The 24,825-nt window shown below is 46.9% G+C and carries 18 protein-coding genes; 15 read left to right on the top strand and 3 right to left on the bottom strand.

The window, feature by feature from the left end; all coding sequences use genetic code 11:
* Positions 1 to 42: 42 nt before the first annotated feature.
* Together B5M13_RS24590 and B5M13_RS24585 are read left to right on the top strand one after the other, a co-directional pair.
* Positions 43 to 537: a hypothetical protein gene (locus B5M13_RS24590; protein ID WP_080058188.1), complete on the top strand. Its 495-nt coding sequence runs from the start codon at positions 43 to 45 to the stop codon at positions 535 to 537.
* A 4-nt stretch (positions 538 to 541) separates the two neighbouring features.
* Positions 542 to 2,905 carry a M43 family zinc metalloprotease gene (locus B5M13_RS24585; protein WP_080058187.1) on the top strand — a complete coding sequence of 788 codons (2,364 nt, stop codon included), beginning with the start codon at positions 542 to 544 and terminating at the stop codon, positions 2,903 to 2,905.
* A 39-nt stretch (positions 2,906 to 2,944) separates the two neighbouring features.
* Here B5M13_RS24585 and B5M13_RS24580 read toward each other — a convergent pair whose 3' ends face one another.
* On the bottom strand, positions 2,945 to 3,658 hold the full coding sequence (locus B5M13_RS24580) for a hypothetical protein (RefSeq protein WP_170061189.1): 714 nt from the start codon (positions 3,656 to 3,658) through the stop codon (positions 2,945 to 2,947).
* 13 nt (positions 3,659 to 3,671) lie between these two features.
* Positions 3,672 to 4,385: a hypothetical protein gene (locus tag B5M13_RS24575; RefSeq protein WP_155297325.1), complete on the bottom strand. Its 714-nt coding sequence runs from the start codon at positions 4,383 to 4,385 to the stop codon at positions 3,672 to 3,674.
* Between the two features lie 313 nt (positions 4,386 to 4,698).
* Here B5M13_RS24575 and B5M13_RS24570 point away from each other — a divergent pair, with 313 nt between their 5' ends.
* The 6 genes from B5M13_RS24570 (at position 4,699) to B5M13_RS24545 (ending at position 12,384) form a co-directional block, all read left to right on the top strand.
* Positions 4,699 to 7,587, top strand: coding sequence for a glycoside hydrolase family 9 protein (locus B5M13_RS24570; protein ID WP_080058184.1), 2,889 nt, complete (start codon positions 4,699 to 4,701; stop codon positions 7,585 to 7,587).
* A gap of 104 nt (positions 7,588 to 7,691) precedes the next feature.
* On the top strand, positions 7,692 to 9,320 hold the full coding sequence (locus B5M13_RS24565; protein ID WP_080058183.1) for a CotH kinase family protein: 1,629 nt from the start codon (positions 7,692 to 7,694) through the stop codon (positions 9,318 to 9,320).
* Between the two features lie 89 nt (positions 9,321 to 9,409).
* Entirely contained in the window at positions 9,410 to 9,979 is a 570-nt protein-coding gene (locus B5M13_RS24560; protein WP_080058182.1) for a type 1 glutamine amidotransferase domain-containing protein, read from the top strand.
* A 279-nt stretch (positions 9,980 to 10,258) separates the two neighbouring features.
* A complete protein-coding gene (locus B5M13_RS24555; protein WP_080058181.1) occupies positions 10,259 to 11,113 on the top strand; it encodes a DUF6597 domain-containing transcriptional factor in 855 nt (284 codons plus the stop codon).
* A 109-nt stretch (positions 11,114 to 11,222) separates the two neighbouring features.
* Positions 11,223 to 11,888: a DinB family protein gene (locus B5M13_RS24550; protein WP_080058180.1), complete on the top strand. Its 666-nt coding sequence runs from the start codon at positions 11,223 to 11,225 to the stop codon at positions 11,886 to 11,888.
* A 58-nt stretch (positions 11,889 to 11,946) separates the two neighbouring features.
* Positions 11,947 to 12,384 carry an ester cyclase gene (locus B5M13_RS24545; protein WP_080058179.1) on the top strand — a complete coding sequence of 146 codons (438 nt, stop codon included), beginning with the start codon at positions 11,947 to 11,949 and terminating at the stop codon, positions 12,382 to 12,384.
* Between the two features lie 62 nt (positions 12,385 to 12,446).
* Here the strand turns inward: B5M13_RS24545 and B5M13_RS24540 are convergent, their stop codons facing one another.
* Positions 12,447 to 12,755 (bottom strand): hypothetical protein, encoded by a 309-nt coding sequence (locus tag B5M13_RS24540; protein WP_080058178.1) that lies wholly within the window; start codon positions 12,753 to 12,755, stop codon positions 12,447 to 12,449.
* A gap of 136 nt (positions 12,756 to 12,891) precedes the next feature.
* On the opposite strand from B5M13_RS24540, the gene B5M13_RS24535 reads away from it, so the two are divergent.
* The 7 genes from B5M13_RS24535 to B5M13_RS24505 all read left to right on the top strand — a co-directional run bounded on the left by B5M13_RS24535 (position 12,892) and on the right by B5M13_RS24505 (position 24,810).
* Entirely contained in the window at positions 12,892 to 13,932 is a 1,041-nt protein-coding gene (locus tag B5M13_RS24535; protein WP_170061188.1) for an ATP-binding protein, read from the top strand.
* An 80-nt stretch (positions 13,933 to 14,012) separates the two neighbouring features.
* Positions 14,013 to 14,648: a response regulator transcription factor gene (locus tag B5M13_RS24530; RefSeq protein ID WP_080058176.1), complete on the top strand. Its 636-nt coding sequence runs from the start codon at positions 14,013 to 14,015 to the stop codon at positions 14,646 to 14,648.
* A gap of 27 nt (positions 14,649 to 14,675) precedes the next feature.
* Entirely contained in the window at positions 14,676 to 15,212 is a 537-nt protein-coding gene (locus B5M13_RS24525) for a hypothetical protein (RefSeq protein ID WP_080058175.1), read from the top strand.
* Positions 15,212 to 16,138, top strand: coding sequence for a hypothetical protein (locus B5M13_RS24520; RefSeq protein WP_080058174.1), 927 nt, complete (start codon positions 15,212 to 15,214; stop codon positions 16,136 to 16,138). Before B5M13_RS24525 ends, B5M13_RS24520 begins: the two co-directional genes overlap by 1 nt.
* 190 nt (positions 16,139 to 16,328) lie before the next feature.
* A complete protein-coding gene (locus B5M13_RS24515; protein ID WP_080058173.1) occupies positions 16,329 to 16,823 on the top strand; it encodes a hypothetical protein in 495 nt (164 codons plus the stop codon).
* A gap of 295 nt (positions 16,824 to 17,118) precedes the next feature.
* Complete coding sequence (locus B5M13_RS24510) at positions 17,119 to 18,633, top strand: hypothetical protein (protein WP_080058172.1); 1,515 nt, start codon at positions 17,119 to 17,121, stop codon at positions 18,631 to 18,633.
* A gap of 12 nt (positions 18,634 to 18,645) precedes the next feature.
* Complete coding sequence (locus B5M13_RS24505) at positions 18,646 to 24,810, top strand: hypothetical protein (protein WP_080058171.1); 6,165 nt, start codon at positions 18,646 to 18,648, stop codon at positions 24,808 to 24,810.
* The last annotated feature ends 15 nt before the right edge of the window (positions 24,811 to 24,825 follow it).

The raw sequence follows: 24,825 nt of genomic DNA, 5'->3' as shown, positions 1-24,825 counted from the left end.
CTGTTACAGAACTATTTACAGACTAGTTGACAAGCTTTACCTATGCGACAGTTTATACGCTTCTTATTGATCCCAGGATTTATCGGCTGGATACTGGGAGGCTGTTCGGAAAAAATAGAACCCAAACCACCGACGTATTCGCAACTGCTGACAGGCACCGACAAGAAAACCTGGAAGATGGTCTCCTTTCAGGTGATCGACGCAGGGAATGCATCGGGCGTGATCCCTGTAAATCAAAGTAATATAGCGCCTTGCATTTACGACGATTATCTGACCTTTTATGCCAATGCGGAACGAAAGTTTGAGGCCAGTGAAGGGCCTACTAAATGTAGCGCTTCCGATCCCGATATTTATCTGACTGATTCTTGGACGTTAGTCAATGCCAATGCAACCCTGGAATTCTATATACCTATATTAAATGGTATATATCCCTGGGTAATTAAGAACCTGACCAGTACGTCAATGACCGTTCAGTATTACTTCCCGGATATTGATGCCAGCTACCAGTTTACGTTTACTCCTGTTACGACCAAATAGGCATATGTTTCGATTTATACTTAGCCTAACCTTACTGGGTTTATTCGCAACCAGCCTACGTGCTCAGGCCCCTGAGAAATGCGGAACCATGTATATGGATAGTGTTCGTCGGGCCAAAAATCCGCAACTGGGTTCGCTTGCCGATTTTGAACGGGAGTTGCAGTTGAAAATGATTGCGCTCAAAAAGCAAATGGCCAACAACCGGACGGCAGCCGCTACGGTGATTACGATTCCGGTTATTGTTCACGTAGTGCATAATGGCGAAACTGTTGGGACGGGTCGAAACATCAGTCAGGCGCAGGTGCAATCACAATTGGCCGTACTGAACGAAGATTACCGCCGGAAAGCCGGTACGCGTGGGTTTAATGACAATCCGGTGGGGGCCGATATTGAAATCGAATTTTGTCTGGCCGCTGTAAACCCTCAAGGGCAACCGATGGCTGAGCCAGGTATCGATCGGTACAACGGCAATCGAACCACCTGGGATCAGGCCAGTATCGAAGGTGTATTAAAGCCGAGTACTTACTGGAATCCAGATAAATACTACAACATCTGGGTACTTGATCTGAATGAGCCTTCCGTAAACGGGCAATTGTTGGGATATGCACAGTTCCCTAGTCAGTCGAACCTGCCCGGTATCCCGACCGATTCGCCAGCCAGTACGGATGGAGTTGTAATTTATTACAAAGCCTTCGGAAGTGCCGATAAAGGAACCTTCCCGGTACTTCAGTCGCCCTACAACCTGGGCCGTACCCTGACGCACGAAACAGGCCACTTCTTGGGCTTGCGGCACATTTGGGGCGATGCCGTTTGTGGCGACGACTTTTGCGCCGATACCCCGCCACAGGCTTCGGCCAGTAATGGCTGTCAGGTGGGTCGGGTAAGCTGTGGATCGACAAACATGGTGCAGAACTACATGGATTACTCCAACGATGCCTGCTCCAATATTTTCACGCTGAACCAGAAAGACCGGATTCGGGCGGTTATGGCCCTGAGCCCCCGGCGGTTGTCGCTGTTATCGTCCAACGTATGCGGTACGCAGGTGGCCGCCCGGCCAAAGTCTAATTTCAGGGTCGATAACCAGCAGGTTTTGTTGGGTGGACAGCTTAAGTTTACGGATTTATCGGAAAATTTTCCGACCTCGTGGTTATGGACCTTTGAAGGCGGTACGCCGTCCACATCAACTGACCAGAATCCGACGGTTACCTATACGCAGCCGGGTAAGTTTAAAGTAACACTCGTAACGACGAATGCGCTCGGTCAGTCGGACCCGCTGGTGCGTACCGAATACATCGAAGTACTGAATTCCGGGCTGTGTTCGGATATTACCAACTTCAACGGTACCCCTACCATACTCCGCGAAACGGGTGGAACGGGCTATGTAGCCGGGCAGAATAGTCACAAGAGCCAAGCCGTTTCGGAATTTTTTGCCAATAAGCTGGCTTACAATAACTTGTCAGGAGCTACGCTTAAATTTGGGGTTGCCAAGGCCGCCAAAGGAGCCGCTACCGAATCGGTCGTAACCGTAACCGTTTGGAATGGCCGTGGATTCCAGGGTGGGCCGGGGGCTATTCTGGGGCAGAAAGATGTTCCCTTGCGGGATATTCTGAACGATGTAGCGAATAACCGTGCTACCTCCGTAACTTTTGATAAGAGCCTTCCGTTGAGTGGCTTGCCTTTCCATATCGGTATTCTGCTTCCTTATGCATCGGGTGATACGGTTGCCTTGGTGACAACTAGAAATGGTGAATCGCTGGAAGCAACGTCGTGGCGGCTTAGCCAGCAGGGCAACTGGATTCGGTATGCCGATAGCCTAGGTTTGAACGTCGCACATAATATTGCCGGTCGGGTAGGGCAGAAGCCCTCGGTACAAGTGGCCGCTTCGTCCATCTTTATTGACCCCGGCCAGACCGTTACCCTGAACGCGCGTGGTGCCAGTATTTTCACCTGGAGTGGTCCCGGCCTCAACACAACGCTAGGTGCGCAGGTAGTGGCCAGCCCTACCCAAACCACGTCCTATACGGTTACGGGTTCGGGACTGGATTTGTGTAGCACAAGCGCCGTCGTGACCGTCAATGTCCGGACAGGTACCGTTACCTCGACAACCCCACTGGCTGAGCAGGCCCTACAGATTACGCCTAACCCCAGCGACGGCCAGATGATGGTATCATTCAGCAGCCCGCTGCGAGGAGCCTTGACGCTAGGCGTCCGAAACATAAATGGAGCCGAACTCAGCCACCAGAATTATCAGAAAACCACCGATGTCTTCCAGCAGGAACTTGACTTACGAAGTTCACCCGGCGGAGTTTACTTCGTCGAAATCAGGATGGGTGATGAGGTGTTCCGAAAACGAATTTTGAAGCAGTAAAAATGAGCAGAGCCGGGTCGCAAACCCGGCTCTGTTTAGTTAAACAATTTCAACTTGCGTTATTCCCCACTTTGGGTTATTGAATTCATTGAGTATTACTTTTAATCCTTCGTTTGCTGCTGAACCTAGATCTATTTGAAACACATACTCACCCTCTTCTTCTCGTGCAAGTGATACCGAATGGATGTATCCTTTTTGCCGGGTGGTATCCTGGAGGGCCTGTTCATTCCAGTTCGCTTGTAGGACAGCAAGCTGTTGTTCAAGCGATTTTACGATTGAAGGGTCAGCAAGTTGCAACCGTAATTCGACATCTAAACCGCTTGGGCTATCTTCTTTAAGAATATAGCTTAATGTTAACCCTAAACGCTGACTAATTGAATTAGATGGTTTTGTTGTCAGAAAAGACAGATCGGGACAAACTAATTTTCTCCACTTGAAGGCAATATCAGCTATTTGAATTTCTTCATCAGGAAGGACAAATCTATCTTCAAAATTATGCCTCCATGTAATGATACATTCTCCTGGGTAATTCCCTTTGTACCGTTGACTTGCTTTTAATAAAGCCTCGTTTGGGTCATTAATGTATTGTAAGTCATCCTGAAATTCAATAAATAAGAACTGTACATCGAACGTTTTATTGGTTAGTTGTGTGTATTCGTACCGCAACTGCTGATCCATACAGTTTAGAAAAGAGAGGCTTGGTTTATACCGGTATTCAAAATCCGATAGCCATTTAAGCGGTCGTTGTGCCATTGGTGATTTCATATTAAATGATCTCAACCTGTGTTATTCCCCACTTTGGATTGTTGAGTTCATTGAGTATTACTTTTAATCCTTCAGTAGAAGCCGAACCTAGATCTATCTGAAACACATACTCACCCTCTTCTTCTCGTGCAAGTGATACCGAATGGATGTATCCTTTTTGCCGGGTGGTATCCTGGTCGGCTTGCTCATTCCAGTTCGCTTGTAGGACAGCCAACTGTTGTTCAAGCGATTTTATGATTGAAGGGTCAGCAAGCTGCAGCCAAAGTTCAATATCCAGATCGCTTGGATTGTCTTCTTTAAGAATATAGTTTATTGTTAACCCCAAGCGTTTGGCTAAATCGGATTTAACCGAAGTTGTCTCAGGAATGACTGGTAGCGATAATTCAATCCATTTGAATTCAACTTCACCCTCCTTGATTTCGTCTCCCGGCTTTACAACACGATCCATCAATTTGGGACGCCATCCGATTAGGCAGTTTCCCCAGTAATTACGTTTATAGACTTCGATGCTAGCTTTCAGAACTCCAGCATGTTCAGTGGGCAGGTAAACCAAATCTTCAGGGCGTTCGGCAAATAGGTAAAGAATATCAAATTCCTTCCCTGTAATTTCTGTATATTCTTTCTGTAAAGCATTGTTCATGCAATTAAGAAAAGATTTGCTAGGCTTATAAACAAATCGAAAACCTTTCAGCCATTGTAATGGACGTTTTGCCATAGAGGACAGTTATACTTCTTATCGATACTAATTTATAGGACTTCAGATAACGACTTGATTAAGCATTGAGCAAAAGTGCATTAACTATGAGCGTTCCCGAGTTTAGACGTCATATCCATTAGATAGCCACTCTGGAAGTCAAGAAGTAGCGAAGAAAGTCTTGTTTCAAAATCAGATGGAAAACGAGCTGCTCTTATTTCAATAAATCCACGACCGCTTACATAGAAAATTACTCGTTAAATGTCTGCTTTTGCTTATTTACAATCTATCAGGCGTTGAACTACTGATTGAATCTCAACAAACAAGGACGGGCATGAACGTGGTGAGGCTTCTCTTTTCGTTCGTATGGGTGCTGGTGGCTATTCAAGTTGGGGCGCAAAGTCCGGTGAATGGTTCTGGCAATCTAGTGTCTGGTGGTCGAACTCGGACATTTTCCTTTCATCTTCCTGCAAACATTCCGAAGGATAATCTACCCCTTGTGATTGCCTTTCATGGCGATGGGGGTACAGGCGCTGGCTTTCAATCGTATGCTGGGCTGGATGCAGTAGCCAATACCCAAAATTTTCTGGTTGTCTACCCAGATGCCGTAACGGTGGGAGGGAGTATTCAATTCAACAAATATGCCGATACGGCTCCTGGTTTCGGATCGGCAGGAGATGCCAATGGCCCCAGTCCGGCTGACCCGAATGCGCCGGATGATGTACGATTTACGTCCGATCTAATTGATTACTTCACCCAAACCTACCGCATCAATCGCAACCGGGTGTATGTAACGGGGCATTCGGGTGGGGGATATATGTGCTATTTCCTCAGTATGGCACTGGCGAATAAGATCGCGGCTTTCGCACCTGTAGCCGCTAGTTTGTGGGTTAATAACAGCTATTCAAACACGTATTTTTCGGCAGGTACGTATACGTCCGTTCCTGTACTGCACATCCATAGCGCAGGCGACCCAACCGTAACGCCCCCGATTGTACCCTATCCAAAAACACCAGCTTATGCCTGGCCGCTATCGAACTATGCCGGGATGAACTGCAATAACTGGAGCTCGTACACGACCACGGCTTTTAATCCTACTGTCGATTCGCTGACGTTTTGTGGATCGGGCAAAAAGGTGGTTTTACTGATGACCAAAGATGCTACGCACGGCTGGAGTACGCAGTTCAACGTCGCCCAGACGATCTGGAATTTTGTTAAAAACTATCAGTTGAGCAGCTTCCCGGAAGTCGATTACCACATCAAAGTCGATCAGTTTGGGTATTTGCCACTGGCTAAAAAAGTGGCTGTTATCAGTAAGCCGCAAACAGGTTATAATTCAGGCGAACCGTTTACGCCATCAGGCACGTATCAGATTCGGAACGCAGCTAACGATGCGGTGGTGTTTACGGGAACACCTACCTCGTGGAGTGCAGGCGCTACCCATACGCAGTCGGGCGATAAGGTCTGGTGGTTCGATTTTTCGGCCTTACAGATTCCTGGAACCTATTATGTGTACGATGTAGGGCAGAACAAGCGATCGTATTCATTTGATATTGGCAATTCCGTTTATCAGACTGTATTAAAACAGGCGATGCGTGTCTTTTTTTACCAGCGAAGCGGCTTTGCCAAACAAACGCCCTATGCCCAAAGCCCCTGGACCGATGGTGCGGCTTTTCTGGGAACGCAGCAGGACACCGACTGTCGGCTGGTGAGCAATACGTCGGCAGCTACGTCGAAAGACGTACGGGGTGGCTGGTTCGATGCGGGCGATTATAACAAATACATTCCGTTTACCTACGGCACCCTGGTGGATATGTTGCTAGCCTATCAGGAAAACCCGGCGGTCTGGACCGACGATTTTAACCTGCCAGAATCGGGGAATGGGGTGCCGGATTTGCTTGACGAGGTAAAATGGGAACTCGACTGGCTTCTGCGGATGCAGCAGACCGATGGTTCATTACTGCATAAAGTATCGGTTACGGATTTTAGTGCTACCTCGCCACCCAGTGCCGATATCCATATACGTCGGTACGGAGCTGCCAGTACGGATGCAACGGCCACCGGAGCGGCTGTTTTCGCCCTGGCTGCTATTCAGTTTAAATCACTGGGTAATCCGACCATGCAAAGCTATGGAAGTACGCTTCAGACGGCGGCTATCAATGCGTTCAACTGGGCCAGCAACAACCCATCGGTCTTGTTCAATAATGCTGGTTTTCAGAGTGTGGCGGCCACCTATACTGACAATGATCGATTGGCCCGGCGTGTAGCGGCAGCGGCTTTCCTGTACGTTCTGACCGGCGACAATACCTATAAGACATTCTTCGATGCGAACTACAGTCAGGTGCATTTGATGCAATGGAGTTTTGCCTATCCGTTTGAGGCCACCTACCAGGATGCGCTGCTCTACTACACCCGCGCTGCCGGAGCTACAACCAGTGTTAAAAATGCCATTTTATCGACCTATTCCGGAAGTTTGAAAACAGGTAATTCGGACAATCTGCCTTCGTATCTGAATCAATCGGATGCGTACCGGGCCTTTCTGAAAAATGACAATTATACCTGGGGCAGTAATGAAACTAAGTCGCATCAGGGGAATATGTTCTTCACCATGAATGTCTATAATCAGGATGCGGGCAATAAGACCAATTATCGGGATGCGGGCATGGGATTCATTCATTACCTGCATGGCGTCAATCCGACGGCTTACTGTTACCTGACCAATATGGGCGCCTATGGTGGCGAATTTTCGGCCCCGACTATGTACCATTCGTGGTTTGCCGACGGAACTGTTTTCGACCTGAATCCGCCACCGGGCTATCTGATGGGTGGAGCTAATCCAACCTACGCGCCCGATGCTGCTTATTCGGGACCTGTAATCAGTCCGCCACAAAACCAGCCGATTCAGAAATCCTATAAAGCCTGGAACACAAGTTATCCTGAAAATTCCTGGCAGCTTAACGAACCGGCTATTTATTCGCAGGGGGCTTATATCCGACTGCTGTCGCAGGCCAGTTGCTACACCGATCAGGTAACCAGTGTAAAATCAGGCAATTGGAATGATCCCGCTACCTGGGCTTGCGGCCGTATTCCGACAATCACTGATCAGGCGTTTGTCCAGCCGGGCCACATTGTGACCATCGACGCGACTGTACAGGCTAAAGGGCTCGACCTGAAGGGTAAAGTCAATTATATAAATGGCGGTAAACTGACTATTGGTAACTAAGTAGCTAAGATTCGTGCTAGTATTCGATAGCCTATTGTTGCTTTATAAGGAGGAGACGGTCTAAAAAGGTGTTTTTAAAATAGACCCGTTTAGCCTACGCCACTATGAAGTCGCTTTACTATTGGACAATTTGCTTACAACTGCTTGGGATTTCGGCACTTGGACAATCCTTTACCTCGTCGAATCTGCCCATTGTCATCATTAATACAGGCAATAAAACCATTGTCGATGATCCGAAAATCGTAGCTGATCTGGCGATTATCGACAATGGTTCGGGCAAACGCAACACCTTGACGGATACGCCTACATTTACCAGCAAAATTGGTATCGAACTTCGGGGGTCATCGTCGCAGAGCTTTCCTAAAAAACCGTATGGATTCGAGTTACGGGATGCGTCGGGTGTAAACTCCGTCAATGCGTCGGTTCTGGGTATGCCTTCCGAATCGGATTGGGTGCTCAATGCCATGTATAACGATAAATCGCTGATTCGGGAGCCGCTTACTTACGATCTTAATCGGCAGTTAAGTGCTTATTATACACCTCGTTTTCGCCTGTGTGAAGTGGTATTGAATGGGAGCTACAATGGGGTGTATATGCTGATGGAAAAGATCAAACGGAATAAAAATCGGGTAAATATCACCAGCATTAAAACCTCCGATAACACAGGCGATGCGGTAACGGGTGGATATATTTTCAAAATTGACAAATACACCGGAACCGATTCACGCGACTGGGATTCGCCCTACAAAACCAATGGTATTGCGATTCCAATTCAGATTGACAAACCCAAAATCGATGAGGTGACCGAGCCGCAATACCAGTATGCCAAACAGTTTGTAACCGATTTTGAGAATACACTGGCTGGCGCGAAATACCAGGATTCGGCAGTCGGGTACCGAAAATACATTCATGATGATTCCTTTGTCGACTATATGCTTATGACCGAAGTGGCGCATAATCTGGATGGGTATCGGTTGAGTGCTTATTTCTATAAAGATCGCGATTCAAAAGATGGACGGATGGTGATGGGACCGATCTGGGACTTTAACCTGGCCTACGGTAACGCCAATTACTGCAATGGTAATTCGTATCAGGGCTGGTCGTATACCTATGACAAAATCTGCGGAGACGATCCTTATCCGGTTCCCTTCTGGTGGTATCGACTGCTGAGCGATCCCCGCTTTTCGAAGGCTGTACGGACCAAATACCAGACGCTCCGAAAAGGGTTGCTGAAAACTGAGCGTGTTCAGGCTTATGTCGATTCAGTAGCTAATGTACTGGCTGAGGCCCAGGGGCGTAATTTTCAGCGCTGGCCTATTTTGGGCGTCTATGTCTGGCCCAATAGCTTTGTCGGCAAAACCTATCAGGAAGAAATCAACTTTCTGAAAACCTGGGTCAAAAACCGCCTGGAGTGGATGGATAGCGCCATTCTGACAATGGATGTACAGGTGCTGGGCGTAGAACCAACGCCTGAATTTGAGGTAATCGTTCAGCCCAATCCGTCAGCAAGCGATATTACTGTACGCTATCGATTGCCTAAGCGTGCCAGTGTTTTATTGACGATAACCGATGCCAGCGGGCGAATTATAAAGCGATTTACCCGACCGGATCAATCGATGGGAGAGCATCAGGAAACGTTGCCAGCCCATTCACTACCTTCGTCGCCGGGCGAATATATCCTCCAGTTAACGGCTGATGGTCAGTATAGTAGCCAGAAGCTGATACGTTTTTAATGACTTGCCATTAACAAATCACCAACTCATTTTGATAACTTTCGATTGATTCTATAGTTATACCAGAGAATTAAATACTCAACAAAACAATGGAAACGCAGCAACGATTGGATGGGAAGAAGGTAGCGATTTTGCTGACCGATGGATTTGAACAGGTCGAAATGACAGAGCCCCGCAAAGCCTTACAGGATGCCGGAGCCACTACGCACCTGATTGCTCCGAAAGGGGGCGATGTAAAAGGGTGGGAGCATACAGATTGGGGCGATACGTTTCCGGTTGATCTGCCTTTGGCAGGTGCCGACCCAGCTCAGTATGATGCCCTGCTGCTGCCAGGTGGGGTTATGAACCCGGACAATCTACGAATGGAGCCAAAGGCTGTTCAGTTTGTCCGACATTTTTTTGAAAATCAAAAGCCAGTAGCGGCTATCTGTCATGCACCCATTATGCTCATTGAAGCGGGGGTTGTCAATGGTCGGAAACTTACGTCCTACCCATCGATTCAGACCGACCTGAAAAATGCCGGAGCCAACTGGGTCGATCAGGAAGTTGTGACCGATCAGGGCCTGGTAACAAGTCGGAAACCAGACGATATTCCGGCCTTCAATCGAAAGATGATTGAAGAGATTCGAGAAGGCAAACACGCCCGACAACATGCGTAATGAATAAGGCCGATTCTATGAATCGGCCTTATTTTTTAAGGTCTGTTTCTGGCTTTCCCAGCTTTAAGAAACCACGACAGACGAATACACAATACAGTGCTATTGGTAAAAGAAAGGCAAATTAGGATATATTTTCGGAATGCCGGATTCGATAGGGATCAGGTTTTGCGGTGAGTAAAATTGGTGTTTTCTGTTTCAGCGACCGTTTGATAGCTATTTATCAGATATATATCGTTAAATAGCTATCTAGTAGATTATCGTTGACCAGGCTATACACCCATGTTTTATCAGAAATATTTTCCGGCTCCTCATCTGGCTCCTTTTGTGGAATGTTATTATATCTGGGAAAATAAGCCTGATGCAACTACCTGGGCGTTACCCGTAAGTAAGCCCGCTGTTATAGAATCACCACCGACCGGATTTGGCTCGATTGTCTTTAATCTGGGTGCTCCTTATTCGGTAGGTACTACGCAACGAAATTCGATTCAGGTAGTTCCTACGGCATTTATGACCGGGCAGGCAACTCATCAATACCGACTCTATTTGCCCAACCAAATCCATATGCTTGGGATTGTTTTCCGCCCGGCAGGAATAGGAAGCCTCTTTGGTTTACCGATGGTTGAGTTAACCGATGAGCGCATTGCACTAACAGATGTCCTGAAGCAATCTGTTCATCACGTAACTGAGCAACTAGCCGAAGCCCCCAGCCATTCGGCACAAATTGCCTGTATTGAGCAATTTTTATCTTTTCAGTTGGTAAGACGCAATCTTCAGCCCGACCGCATCGATTATGTGGCTAACCTGATTGTGACGAATCGGGGAAATGTAAGTTTAAGCGGGCTGATCGAAGATGCGTTTCTGTGCCGTCGGCAGTTTGAGCGGAAGTTTCTGCAACGGATTGGTGTGAGTCCTAAATTTTATGCACGCATCCGACGGATTAGCTATATGTGTGCCGAACTGGCCAGCCAACGTTGGCAAATCAATGATTGGCAGGACCTGGTTTACCGATGCGGTTATTACGACCAGTCGCATTTCATTAAAGAGTTTACAGCATTTACGGGTAAGAACCCCTCGCTCTATGTCCGGAATAACCTTGAGTTAACGCAGTATCTGTCGGAGCAATTTTCCCATTGATTGCTTGCTGGATAGAAGCGCTTCGCGGCAGGCAGCAGAATGTCGCAATTTTACAATGAGGCCATGGAATAGCCCTGTAGTTTTGACTCATCAATCACACAGCAATACGATGAAGAACTACTGGACAATGGTACACTTTTTTACCATCCGACAAATCACTTACCTGGGTTGGGTTATAGCGCTGCTCAGCAGCCCATTGCGGGCACAAACTACCACAACGACAAAACTCTGGACTGAGGCCGATCGGCAATATACGGTTGATAACCTCAAACGAACCCGTGATCTGATCATACAGGAAACCGAAAACCTGAGTCCGGCGCAGTGGCGTTTCAAAGAGTCGCCTGATCGGTGGAGTATCGGCGAAATTGTGGAACACCTCGCTTTGTGGGAAATAATCTGGGCTCGGGAAGTGAGTATGGGGAGCCGTAGTAAACCGCAGCCCGAACTAAATCAGACCAGTAAGCCTGATCAGTATTATGCGGACTGGATCATGGAAGATACCCCGCATGTATCGCCCGATTTCTCACGGCCTACAGGTTTTATTGAGGGTAAGAACAATCTAACTTTTTTCCTGAAGCTGCGTAACCAAACGATTTCGTTTGTGGAAAAAACCCAGGCTGATATGCGAGCGCAGTTTGAGTTGACAGGGACCGATAGCCCTCGTAATATGCACCAGGTGTACATTTTCCAGTGGGGCCATGTCGATCGGCATTTACGTCAGATTCGCAAGGTGAAAGCACACGCTAACTACCCGAAAGAAACGGCTGGAAAATAGTTCCGCAAGACTGAAGCCTATCTATTTTTAATTTTAAAACATAACACCTCTCATAATCATGGAAACGCTAAAACAGGAATCTGTAGCTGAATTAACCCGAAAAGGAGCTTGCCTGGCATTTTTCGAGGCTTATAGTGATCTCGATACCGCCCGAATGATTAATCTCGCTACCCCCGATGCAACCGTTCATTTCATACCGCTTGGCAACGATGGGAAAGGAACTTTCTGGGAGTTTGGTAAAAACGTCTGGCAATTGATTATGGATTGCTTCCCAAATATTGATAATACAGTTGATGCCATTACCGCTGAAGGTGATGTGGTTACGTGTCAGGTCACTATTTTTGGTACGCAGGCCAACGAGTTTATGGGTATCCCCAGCAAAGGCCATACGTTCAATAGCGATCACGTCTTTGTTTTTCGTTTCGATCCATCCGACCGTATTACGCATGTCGATATCAACTGGGATAGCGCCCGTTTTGCCAGTCAGCTTTCCTAAGTATGGGGCTAATTAGATACTAGAGATTGCAGAAGTCCGGTATCTGACAAAACAGTCTGTTGTTACGACTCGAAGCTAATTTGAGTCGTTTTTTTATGGAAGTCGCCGGGTTTAGTTTTAGCCGTAATGCCATTTTGTTTGATTACCCGATTGTTGAAGCCATAAAAAATAATGTGACTACTGTTGTGGCTGAATTCTATAACCCTGCTCGCTATCTGCTGACGAATGAACTTATAAATAGCCTGTTTGTGGACATAACTTTTCGCAGGAATGACTGAAGTTTGTTGGTTTTTCGACATAACAGGCTGTTTATTAGCAGCGAAAATCCACTGGTTGGCAACCAGAAACCACTTGTTCCGACGGTATAGCATAATGTAGACGTAAACCGTCTGGAACGGAGCGACAACGTGTGGAAACTTGTGCCTGTTAATGATAAGTTGCCGGTTTTGGGGTAGTTATGGACTGATTATGCGCAAAAGGTACGGACGTTTTGGCATATTGATATGTATGGTATTGCTTGTCGGAAATCTTTGTGCTCAGGTTTCCGTACAGGGTGTAATAGTTAATGGAAAGCCCCTCTCTTATAGACCTAATCAACCCATTCGGCTGGATGCGCTCGCTAACGACGTAACATTTACTTTTCGGGCTAAACCCGGACGGATGTATCAGTATAAACTGGAAGGGTTTGATCGTCAATGGATCTATAGTCAGTATCCTATTGCTCGTTACACGAATTTGGATGGCAATGAATATGTATTGGCGGTGCGAACGCTTCAAGGTAATCAGGTGGTGGGCCAGGTGCGGGTGCGGGTTTCGGTAGAACGTGAGCTAACGGAGGAGTGGTGGTTCGTTCCGGCTATACTTGTGTATGCTGTATTGTTGCTGGGGGCAGCCATGTACTTTTTTATGTTGTATAACTTCCGCCAGAAGCTTAAAGTACAGTCGATACGATACCGAATTGCCGCTGATCTGCACGACGAAGTTGGCGCTACATTGAGTAGCATCGCTATGGCAACCAACATGGTTAAACGAAAAATGAATGTTACTCAGGCCGACGTGGTAGCGTTGCTCGACACAATAAAAACAGATTCGGAAGAAACAATTCATACCATTCGTGATACAGTCTGGACAATTAATCCCGACAACGATTCCCCCGATAAGCTATTCGAAAAAATGCGTTCGTTTGCCTTTCAGGTACTGACTGCCCGGGATATTGCGTTACAGTTCGACAATCAGATACCGTTTGATAAAAGCCTGAAAATTAACATGGAACAGCGCCGGAACCTGTATTTGATTTTTAAAGAGGCCATCAATAATATTGCTAAACATTCGCAGGCAACCAAAGTGCAAGTGCTGATTTCTCGCTCGAGCACCGGGCTTCATTGGTTGATTGCCGATAATGGCATTGGCTTCAATTTGAGCCAACAGACCGATGGCAACGGTCTGATAAATTTTCGGAACCGAGCTGCTGAAAGTTTTATGGAACTGACCATTGACACGTCGTCTGGTAGTGGCTGTCGAATTTCGATAGTGGTGCCCGAGTTATAAGAAACCGCCAGAATTGGTGGGGGTTAAAAACCGAAAACCAGCAGACCTTTGGTCAATAAACGAATGACTCCGAAACGATCATGATTCGTATCGTACTGTTTGAGGATAACAAAAGTTTTCGGCAAAACCTGAGCCTGTTTTTGGCCAGTCAGGACGATGTGTTTCTGGCGGGCTCTTATGGCGACGCTAACGAGGCTGTGGCCAAAATTCGAAAGCATAAACCCGATGTCGTGCTGATGGATATTCAGATGCCGGGTATTTCAGGTATCGAAGCGCTGCAGAATATAAAACTAGCTTATCCCGACACAAAAGTGTTGATGCAGACCGTGTTTGAGGATGAACATAAGGTGTTTGCAGCTATTTGCGGAGGAGCTTCAGGATACGTACTGAAAAGCCCCGATCCTGATGTAATGCTACAGGCCATTCGGGATGTTGCGGGTGGGGGAGCGCATATGTCGCCAACTATTGCTGCCAAAGTACTGACCATGTTTCAGCATCAGTTTGTACAGGCACAGCCTACCTATGTAGCCCTGACCGACCGCGAACGCGATGTGTTGGGCTGCATGGTAAAAGGAATGAGCTATAAAATGATTGCCGATGCCTGCTGTTTGAGTTATCATACAGTACACTGGCATGTGAAAAATATTTACGAAAAATTACACGTCAACTCTGCCCCTGAGGCAGTGGCAAAAGCTATTGAGGGCAAGTTGGTGTGAAGGACTAAAAAATAAAAATAGGTAACAATGAAAGAAAAACTTGAATGTTTGGGCGAGATGTTAGATGAAAACATGCCTAGTTTATGGGAAAATGCCAATAATTTTTTTTCTCCTATAGATACGCTTCGAGGCTATCCTTACTCTCGAGAAGACAGGCACAAGGAATTTATTCGCAATCTTGATGATAACGGTATACTCATAACTCCGCTTATGTTCGATAACCAGGTACATACGCTGGCGTTTAGAATAATAAAGAGTGAGCATTCGGGTACAGAAGTTGCAGATCGATTTAGGCTTGACATAACTCCATTGTCAGGCAATACGGCTATTCCGAATGCACATGAGCATCAGATAGGACCGACGCTACTATTAGGCATGGACAAACCCGTCAATTCGTTTCAAACCAAAGCCCCATTGCTTACTTTCAGGCAGGCGCTCATAGAGATTCAGGAATGTGTTTGTCGGCTGGGGCAATATGACGGTGGGCAATTTGTTGTCTTTCTACACCATAACTCTACAGAAACCCATTTTCCTACGCGTATTCCGGCCAGCTATGAAGCCTAATGAGTTACAAAACATTTGAGCAATGGTATGCTTTACTCGGGTTTCTGGCTATAGTATTCGTCGGACTCATCTACCCCGTTTTAACGTTACGTTCTGAAGGTATAAGTGGCAGGAAGCGTATTGGTCAGCTTGTGCTGGGCCTAATCGTTGTTCTATCGCTGATTGCACCCTATCTGGCGGTTGTAGAAGAAGGTGAACAGGCCAAATTGATTGATCAGTCTGGTTTGCTGACCAGCTTTTATACGTTTGTGCTGTTTTATCTGGCCTATCAGCAGCGGACATACCTACTAGCTGCTACACCTTATTTTTTCTGGTTTGTGTATGCCAGTGCGGTTTTTGTTGCCATAGAACTGCTCGCTCGATTTATATTACTGAGTGGGCAGTATCAGTTCGTGAAGGTTATTTTTCCTTATTTGAGCCGTATTGGTATTCAGGATTTTAATTTTCTTTCACCCATCGATTATGTGCTCAAGTTTGCTGTTCTAAGTTTATTTTTCAGGGATGTACTGAAGCCTGAATCGTTAAAGAAAACCTATCAGTTTCTGGCTTATGGATTGGTGTTGTTTGAGCTGATACAGGTTTTCGTATTTAAAAGCTACCAGGGTTACGATTCGTTGTCGTCAACAGTAAAAAACAGTTTCTTGGTCGCTAGTACCACCCTGTTTCTGTATCGCTTTTACCAGACTACTTCTGTGACAATATCGTTGCAAAGAAATTCATATTTCTGGATTGGTATGGGATTATTAATGCCTGCATTGGCAGAGTTTTTTCTGGAATTTATTTTTGAAAAACTATACCGAACAGATACCACAGAGTTTTATCGGTTGTATTTGCTCCGCAACACGAGCCAGTTAGGGGGAATCGTTTTATTACTACTAGCCACAACACGGGCTTCTTTACTGCGTTTCCTGCCAAACGACTATTGATTTCATGATCTCATCATGTTCTAGGCCACTCCCAACCGAGTGGCTTTTTTTGTGACCTAAAAAAAAATACCACCATATCTGGTGGGTGCGCCGTGATCTAAACGTAGAGAACTTTGATGCAACAATTGGTAGCCAATCTCCTGGTCTATCGACACGACTCTCCATCAATCATTTAAAATTCTCTATATCCATGAACGCAAATCTTATTCGTAAGGCAATCGTTTCCAGCTGGCTTCTGGGTCTGTTCAGTATTGTGTGTTTTGTTAACTGCACCCAGGGCGACAGCGCTGATAGGGGCGAGTTAGTTGTATATGATCGTGAAGCCAGTACCGAATTGGACGTGGTTTCACAATGGCGACGCATCCTTTCGGGTACTCGGCTGAATTATTTTCATACGTATCGGTCCTACAGCGGTGGCTTTACGCGCGTGATAAAAATGGACTTGTGCCCAGGTGGTTATTACAACTACTATGGTCAGGCAAGTTTCGATAATCAGGGCCCTGTCACTGAAACGGGTACCTGGGGTGTGCAGGAAGCGAGCGGTCAGGTGCAACTCGTACTGACGCCAGAAGGTCAGCAAACCACATACTCGAACCTGGCTCTAAACGAGAAGCAGAACGTGTTGCTCTGGAATAAAGAGTTTATTCCAGCTCGAACGGGCAAATACGGACCCAGTTGCCAGTAAGACAATTGGGTAACAGAAGCTCAGGCCTTACATGGGCCCTAATACGAATCTAACGGCAGAAATGTAGAGATTAAAATTGCCTTTTCACATGCTCTTACCATTCATTAGAGACATTATCCGGGCTCTTCTATTGCTGGCAGTCTGTTTTGTGGGGAGTTCCCTATATGTAAAGGGGCAGAACTTGCAAGGGTTACATCAGCAGAAACCCTTTAGTATACGAGGATCCCTATCGGCAGGTCTGACCTTCTATCAGGCGAACGGTATTACGAATAGGCGTCAACCAGTATCTTGGTATTTGTCCGGATCGCCGATCATTACCGTCTATGGGGTTGCTATGCCATTTTCGCTGGTGGTGAGTGAGCAGGAACGCCGGTTTTCTCAACCATTCAATCAGTACGGTGTATCCCCCTATTATAAATGGGCGAAGTTACATCTGGGCTATCGGAATATTCGGTTCTCGAACTACACGCTGGGCGGGGCTAATTTTTGGGGTACAGGCGTAGAGTTAACGCCGGGCCGTTGGCGAATTGGGGCAGTATACGGACGATTCAACCGGGCTGTCAATGAAGATACGGTATCTCTTGAAGGACGTAGCCAGTATGTTCGGCCAACGTACCGAAGAGTAGGGTATGCCCTGAAGCTAGGTTATGGAAAGCCTGGTGACTATGTGGATATGACTTTCTTTAAAGCAACAGACGATGTCAAGTCTATTCAGGCTCCCTCACGTCAATCGTTGGTTACGCCAATGGAAAATATAGCGGCTGGTATCCATAGTCAGTTTGGTTTCTGGAAACATAAACTTACGTTCGACATTGACCTTGGGGCCAGTTTGCTTACCCGTAATCTCCTGCTGAGCCGTGGCAATTCCAGATTTACGATTCAGGGACTTGATAAACTGATATGGATTAATGAATCGACGGCTTTTTTTACAGCTGGGCAGGTTGCTGCCAATTATCAGTTACGACAAGGCGGCATTGGGTTAGTTTATCAGCGTATCGATCCTGACTATCAATCGCTAGGTTCTTATTTCTTTCAGAATGACCTGGAGCAGATTACGATCAATCCTCGCTATTCGTTTTTAGCGGGACGCTTGAATTTGAGTGGTTCGTACGGTGTATCGCGCGATAACCTCAGCGGACTGCGAGGCTTTACAACCCATCGAACCGTTGGAAGTGCTGCTCTAAGTTTTATTCCTGCTCCTGCCCTACAGGTCAATCTAGGTTATTCGAACTTTGGGTTGGGACAGTTTCGAGGATTTGGTGATGCGTTCAACGACTCACTGGCGGTTAGTGTAATTAATGCGTCGTATACGGGTAGTGTTGCTTACCGACTCAGTAGCCGGCAAATGAGTCATGGGCTAACCTTGTCTGGTACGTATCAGAATACGAATGATCAAAATCAATATACGCGGCAATATACGGCGGCATCATCTGATTTGGCCTCTTTAACCTACAATCTTACCTGGCCTGTTCAACATATCAATGCTACTGTTTCGGGTAGTTATGTGGCAATTGAATCGTATGGACGGAACATCGCTAATGTAGGCATAGCACTCAACCTGGGCCGTCAGTGGTTCAATGGTAAGTTACGAACAACACTCAATCATTCTAATCAGAAACGTACCGCCAATGGACAGGCCGATGGACAATTCATCAGTACCGGACTAAGTGTTGCCATTCGACAGGGGAAACAGAACCTGACAGTTAATGGATTTTATGTCTACAACCAGTATGGGTTCCAGGCCGACGGGCTCCAGTTTCGGACTTTCGCCGAATTACGTGGTAATCTGCTTTACGGAATCAGCTTCTAAAACACTTATTCCATGATCCGTCTTTACAAACAGTACCTCATGGGGCTTCTGCTTTGCCTGATTGGTATTTCCGGGCATGCCCAGCAATTGGTTGATGTGAGCGTTAGTCCACCTCCAAGTGCCTATCGGGCGTTGTTGGTAGATGTGCAACGGGCATTCAATGAGGTAACCACTACTATACGAAATCGAACAAATCAACAGATCGACGTAAAGTTTCAGGTTGTATTAAAACATTCGACAAGCTCTTTTTCTATTCGATCCAATCAGGATGTTCTTCCGCTTACACTGTCGCCAAACGAATTTGTGCAGAAAACGGCCGAGGAGTTGGTCGCTCAGTTGTCGGTCAGTCAATTCACGGTTACGCTTCAGGATGGGCAGGAAAAAACGCTGGTTGAGTTTTATGCTAATAACCCTGAAACGATTATACCAGATGGTCGGTATGAACTCTGCGTTACTACCATTCCGGTTAATCTGAACCAGCAATTGATTGATATTCGTACTTGCAATTCCGTATTTCTTGATTTTAATGCCTGGGTGTCTCCCCAATTGAGGTCGATCAATAATGTACCCTGCCCTGATACATTACAACCCTTTGATCCGGCTTTAACTGCCTGGCAATTGCCCATTTCCTGGGACTGGATGGTCCCCCCCGGGCAGGTGGTCAATGGCAATTATAAGTTTACACTCTACGTTGTTGAATTGCTACCAAACGATACGCGTGATGCCAATCAGGTATTACAGGCTTTGCAGGACAACCCCGACGCATCGGATATAGTTGTTCGAAAAGAATTTACGGGAGCTATTGTTGGATATTGGTTTCAGGAAAACTTACTGCCACAACATTTCGCACCACGTCAGGGTATAACGGCAGGGCTACAGCTCGGCTATCGCTATGGGGTTTCAGTGCGGGTCGAAAACCAGATGGGGCAGCAGGTCGATCTTCCCAACAAAGGATTTAGCCCCGTTTGTGTGTTCGTATATGGGCGAGCGTTAGTTGACGATCAGTCTGTCGCAGTAGTTAATCCAGACAATGATTTTGATGCCGTAATCCCCGACTGCGCCTGTTCTACCTCGGCTACAGTAGCCACTACACAGGGAGAAGCATATAGCCAGCCTTTAGCCGACGAAACACGGATCAAGATGGGGTATTTCCGAATTAAGGTAAACGGCAATGTACTCCCCACTGGTGGAAAATACAGCGGGGAGGGAAGTATAAAAATTAGTAATAATGGGCTAATGGGCCGTGTGCGCGTACGCTTTACAAACCTTGAAATTCGTCGAATCAATGGTCTGCTGACGGCTGTTGGTGGGCAGGCCGAAGCTATCGAAGATGCGGGTTTCATTCCTGGGGAGATTCGGGCCTCATTTGGTGATGCAGTGCATGTTCGAATCGATTACAGTACGTTGCCCGTTGTTCGCGATGTGTTCGATGGACTACAAAGTGCCAGTCGGTTTCTGGATCAGCTTACCAGCGATGAGGCTATTAGTCTTCCTTTTGGTATAGCTACCCAGGTTGGCGACGACCCCCTCCGAGTAGGGGTATTCGGTATGACGTTTCTGCCCGACAGAGCCCATATTAATCTGATTCTGCAAACACCGCGTATGGGCGATCTCCAGCCCTTATATTTTGGTGCTAAACAGGTGTGTTTGTCTCCCAAAGGATTATCGGCCGATAGCACTACGTTTTATCTCGGTAGCGATCTGACAATCGAATCGAATGCTAACTATGAGCTGGCCTTTAAGGGTACGGAAACCAGTATGACCTCCAGTAGTGTTTCGAATAGATCAACCAGTATTTCTCTTGGCTGTAACTGGACATTTCAACGCATCAATCTGGTCGGTGAAGTTACCCTCAAGTATGATTTTATTCGTCCGGTTAGCCGTCAAATAGCTAATTCGCCAGCCACATCAGCAGACAATCAGTTTGTAAAAGCTACGTTCGGAGCTTCATTCCGTAATTTTCAGGATGTATTATTGTCGGCAAACGTAACTCCTTTTTTCTTCACGGCCGACTCTTCCTGGACGTTTTCGTTATCCGATGTTGCGCTTGATCTGTCGTCGAGCCGTAATCCTGAAACGATGGTTCTGACTGCTGCCGAACGCCCAGGTAATAGCGCGGCTGAAATTAATACCTGGACGGGGCTATATGCCGGTAACGTAAGCGTGGGTCTTCCGGTAGCCCTGCAATCACTATCCCGCCATTCGCTTACGGCCGGATTCAAAGGGATGAAAATAGGTTTCAATGGGGGTGTATCTTTTACTGCTTACATGGCCAATCTGCTACAACTTGAGGGTGATTCAGCAGGAAGTTTGGCAGGGTGGCAGTTTTCCATCGATACATTGCGGATGAGTATGGAAAATAATCAGTTTCAGCCACCTGCGTTGGTGGGTAAGCTGCGCTTTCCGCTATTTGATGACCCTTTTAGCTATCGGGCCTATTTCCCAACGGTGAGTGCAACCGACCCTACCCGTAAACTTCAGATTGATGTGCTGGTTGATGAGCGGGTATCTATCCGGGCGGCAGCATTCAAATCCAGGTTTTCATTGACAGCGGGCTCTACAATTGAGTGCTCATTTACCCCAAAAAACTACCCCAATACGACACTAAAGGCGAGGTTGGTGGCCAATCTGAATGGAAACTGGACCATCGAAGACCCAGAGAAGGATGTGAGCTTTCAGGCACTGTCATTCACGGGGCTAAAATATGATTCGGACACGGGTTTCGACAAAAGCTCGTTTGTCGTTTCTCTAACGTCTGCTGTGGGTAATACTGCCAATGCCGCCCCCCAGCGAAACGAATGCGGTCATAAATTCAATGGGTTCAATGTTGAAATCAGCCAGATTGCTCCGTTGTTCGATGGGAAATTCGATGCTGTCGGAGGAGCTCGCTGTGGTTTGCAGTTTGCTATTGACGTAATGCTGGTAGGAGGGTGCAATGGACAACAAACAAGCAACGAGAGCTGGGGCTTTGGAGCTGGTACAACGCTTGAACTGACGGGTAAAGTGTCGCTGACCAACGGCTCTCCCCGGATAGATAGTATTCAACTGGCACTCAAAGCGATTCGGATTAACGTTGACGTAAGCGTTTGCCATGTATCGGGCAGTCTGGAATTTATTGAAAATGATGCGACGTATGGCAATGGTTTTCGGGGGTGTGTTGCCTTCAAGCTAGGTGTAGGCCTGAACGTAGAAGGAAGTGTAGGTGCTATTTTTGGCAAAGCCCTTCGGTCCGACGATCCAACCCAACGATATACCTACTTTTCGATAGATGGCTACCTGGGTGGATTACAGCTTATGCTAGGGCAATACCTGAAAATTACGGGTTTTATCGGAGGGCTTTCACTCAATATGGCCTTACGTGCCAACAACCCCAATCTGCCACCAATTGATGCGGTGGTCGACCGTTTTGCTAGTGCAGGGTCTTGTAATTCCAGTAGCCCACTAAGTGCTTTTCCGCTTGTCCCCAGGGAAGGGGCTATGCAGGTAATGTTCGGTTTGACATGCGCAGATGTGGCAGCAGGAGGCTGGGGTTTCAATGGAGGTATGGGAATGTCGGCAAGTATAAATACCCATGGCGGGGTTAACTCTCTGGCTGTAGGTGGGTTTATGGACTTTATTAAACCACCCCAGACCGCCTTTCTTTCGGTAATCAACGATGGGATGATGCTGCGTGGAAAACTGGGGTTGATGTATGACATTGTTAATAAAAAACTGACGGGTACTGCTCGGGTGTACATCAATGTAGCCAATGTACTGGTTGGTTCTGCCAGCACAGTAGCTATAGAAGGGCAACCTGCCGCATCGAATGAGCCTTTTCTGGCCGGTAAGGTAGCGTTATATCTGGGTGCCGACGATTGGTATATTTTCAATGGAAACCCCTGGTCACCAACCAATCATGGTGACCCCGGTGGATTACTCCAGAGTATGCCCCTTTATTCGGAAGTGAGCCTGATGATACCTGGTATCGATGTAGGATTGGGTAGTGCTGGTATGTATTTTGCCATGGGAAGCTACGGCCTATATGGATTGCCTCCGCTACCACCCGATAAAGGCAATTATTTCAAAATACCGCCCGACATTCGGGCCGAGTTGAATCGTACGAGGGGTGGTCGTCCCGACCCTAGTCTGACACACGGAGGCATTGCGTTTGGTGGCTGGATTGGCGGGGGTTTCCAGACCGACTGGTTTTTGGGATTCCGTGCCGGAGTGAACGTAAGTGCAGGCTTTGATGCGGCTTTGTTACGCTATACCGGTGCTGCTTCGTGCGTTGGATCGGGAGGAACTTTTGGAATCAACAACTTCTATGGGCGTGGGCAGGCATTTGCCTATGCTGATGGCTCGCTTCAGTTTAATTTTAATGATAACCTGTATGACATTGTTAGAGTCAATGCGATGTTTATAGCTGACTTTGGTGGGCCTAATCCAAGCTGGATCGATGGTAAAATAGAGCTTACCAATAGCACTATCCAAAACGCAGCTTACGGTATTTTTTGGGGATTGGGCTTAGCCGTTGATGCCGTTTTAGATGATGAAAACAGTGATGGAACACCTGCCGTAACGCAATTCCCTTTTAAGGCAGGAACTCCATGCAGTCCGGGAGCAATCGACGAAAATCGTAGCGCTGGTACTGATCCGATCATTGCGCAGGTTATGCCTGGCGATTCTATCGAAAGTGGCCAACCTATCATTGTTCGGCTCAATAAGCCTATTTACCAATACTTTGAGTGGTACAATCCTCGAAATCAACAGGTTATCAGACGCCGGTGGTTGCTAAAATCCTATACACTTTCTCGTGCTAATGGTTCAGCAATTCCACTTACCGTTACGGAGCGTCTTAGCGAAAATGAATATGTATTTGCGCCCGACGCCAATCAACGTCTGATTGCGGGTGGACTCGTCAGGTTCAAAGTTCGGTTTGTCGTACAGGATAAAACAGGTCCCGGTCGTGACGACTGGCGTGATACCGAATTTTATAATGAACAGATCGTATCGCTCACAATACGCGAAACGGATTACCACATATCGGCTGCGGAGGTACTTTTTAGTTATCCGGCTGCTGGACAACAGTTCTATCTGCCCAACGAGGGTAGTAATGATGAGCGGTTTGTGATGCTGAATCACACCCATTTTGAGATAAGGCAGCTATTTGCCGATCTACATAGCAGTCAATATACAGTAAAAAATGTGGTACGAATTAAGGATGGCGAAACGCTGATAGGTGAGGTTTCTTTCGAAGTACGATCTATGCCCAATAACCGGGGAGCGCTGGTGTTTAAATTACCCCAATTACCCACGAGCCGGGCCTTACGATTGGAGTTCTGGAAAATAGCGACTCCTCGATTGATCGTTCAACGGGCAGGGTTAGTCAACACGGTGCAAGGGCTCGGAGTAAATGGACAGACTGTTACCGGTAACTCGTCTCCAACTTTACAGGAAAAGGCTATACGAATTTACGAATACGGCTTCTGTACCAGTAAATACAGCACGTTTGCCGAGAAAATAGCAGCCACTCGTGTAAGCCCTTTTCGATCAAACGGTGACTGGAGTATGACATCAATTTTTTCATCGGACGAGGGCTGGGATTCCATCGATATCGGGCCTGGTAACCCACTCATAAGCGATGGTCGAGATTGGCTTCAACCGGCTATTGAAGCCAGAGTCCTAATCAATACCCCCTGGTACCAGCAAGTTCGTACGCTGTTTCAACAGAAAAAGGCGCAGCTTGTCAATCAGAGTGGTAGCACTTCCGAAAATCTGTCTCGTAGAGTCATTATCGAAAATAGTTTGCAAATACTGGGCAATGATCCTGCCTTGCTGCCACGGGTTAGTTTCCGGACAAGTAACAATCGCTTGATAGTAGGCTTCGAGTTTAATCAGTATCTACGAGAAGTTGCTCAGGAGGTTGGCATTGAGTTGGTCGACCCGCCTGCCGAAAACTACACGGTTCGACTGACCTATAGTTATCCTAGCCTGGAATATTGGGTTAAGGTTACCGACGGAATCAATGTCTACAATAAACGTGATGGCCTTACCGCAACGCCATTGACCATCAATTACGAAGGTTACGAGAATGCTCAACAGCGCCTTAATCAGGCTATAGTTACTACTCAACAAACGGTTAGTCGGGCAGCTACTACTATAAATCGGGCGGCTACTACCGTAAATACAATCAGATAAAAATCATCAGCATTT

The sequence above is a fragment of the Spirosoma aerolatum genome (assembly GCF_002056795.1).
In the GTDB taxonomy this organism is placed as follows: domain Bacteria; phylum Bacteroidota; class Bacteroidia; order Cytophagales; family Spirosomataceae; genus Spirosoma; species Spirosoma aerolatum.
The sequence above is the reverse complement of the archived record's forward strand: the minus strand, read 5'-3'. Positions and strand labels throughout refer to the sequence as shown.

Bases quoted from the DNA above. Each gene is read 5' to 3' on its own strand.
- B5M13_RS24575 (WP_155297325.1), bottom strand. From the start codon at position 4,385: ATGGCAAAACGTCCATTACAATGGCTGAAAGGTTTTCGATTTGTTTAT.
- B5M13_RS24550 (WP_080058180.1), top strand. From the start codon at position 11,223: ATGAAGAACTACTGGACAATGGTACACTTTTTTACCATCCGACAAATC.
- B5M13_RS24555 (WP_080058181.1), top strand. From the start codon at position 10,259: ATGTTTTATCAGAAATATTTTCCGGCTCCTCATCTGGCTCCTTTTGTG.
- B5M13_RS24525 (WP_080058175.1), top strand. From the start codon at position 14,676: ATGAAAGAAAAACTTGAATGTTTGGGCGAGATGTTAGATGAAAACATG.
- B5M13_RS24580 (WP_170061189.1), bottom strand. From the start codon at position 3,658: ATGGCACAACGACCGCTTAAATGGCTATCGGATTTTGAATACCGGTAT.
- B5M13_RS24560 (WP_080058182.1), top strand. From the start codon at position 9,410: ATGGAAACGCAGCAACGATTGGATGGGAAGAAGGTAGCGATTTTGCTG.
- B5M13_RS24520 (WP_080058174.1), top strand. From the start codon at position 15,212: ATGAGTTACAAAACATTTGAGCAATGGTATGCTTTACTCGGGTTTCTG.
- B5M13_RS24565 (WP_080058183.1), top strand. From the start codon at position 7,692: ATGAAGTCGCTTTACTATTGGACAATTTGCTTACAACTGCTTGGGATT.
- B5M13_RS24505 (WP_080058171.1), top strand. From the start codon at position 18,646: ATGATCCGTCTTTACAAACAGTACCTCATGGGGCTTCTGCTTTGCCTG.
- B5M13_RS24540 (WP_080058178.1), bottom strand. From the start codon at position 12,755: ATGCTATACCGTCGGAACAAGTGGTTTCTGGTTGCCAACCAGTGGATT.
- B5M13_RS24530 (WP_080058176.1), top strand. From the start codon at position 14,013: ATGATTCGTATCGTACTGTTTGAGGATAACAAAAGTTTTCGGCAAAAC.
- B5M13_RS24515 (WP_080058173.1), top strand. From the start codon at position 16,329: ATGAACGCAAATCTTATTCGTAAGGCAATCGTTTCCAGCTGGCTTCTG.
- B5M13_RS24545 (WP_080058179.1), top strand. From the start codon at position 11,947: ATGGAAACGCTAAAACAGGAATCTGTAGCTGAATTAACCCGAAAAGGA.
- B5M13_RS24570 (WP_080058184.1), top strand. From the start codon at position 4,699: ATGAACGTGGTGAGGCTTCTCTTTTCGTTCGTATGGGTGCTGGTGGCT.
- B5M13_RS24590 (WP_080058188.1), top strand. From the start codon at position 43: ATGCGACAGTTTATACGCTTCTTATTGATCCCAGGATTTATCGGCTGG.
- B5M13_RS24585 (WP_080058187.1), top strand. From the start codon at position 542: ATGTTTCGATTTATACTTAGCCTAACCTTACTGGGTTTATTCGCAACC.
- B5M13_RS24535 (WP_170061188.1), top strand. From the start codon at position 12,892: ATGGTATTGCTTGTCGGAAATCTTTGTGCTCAGGTTTCCGTACAGGGT.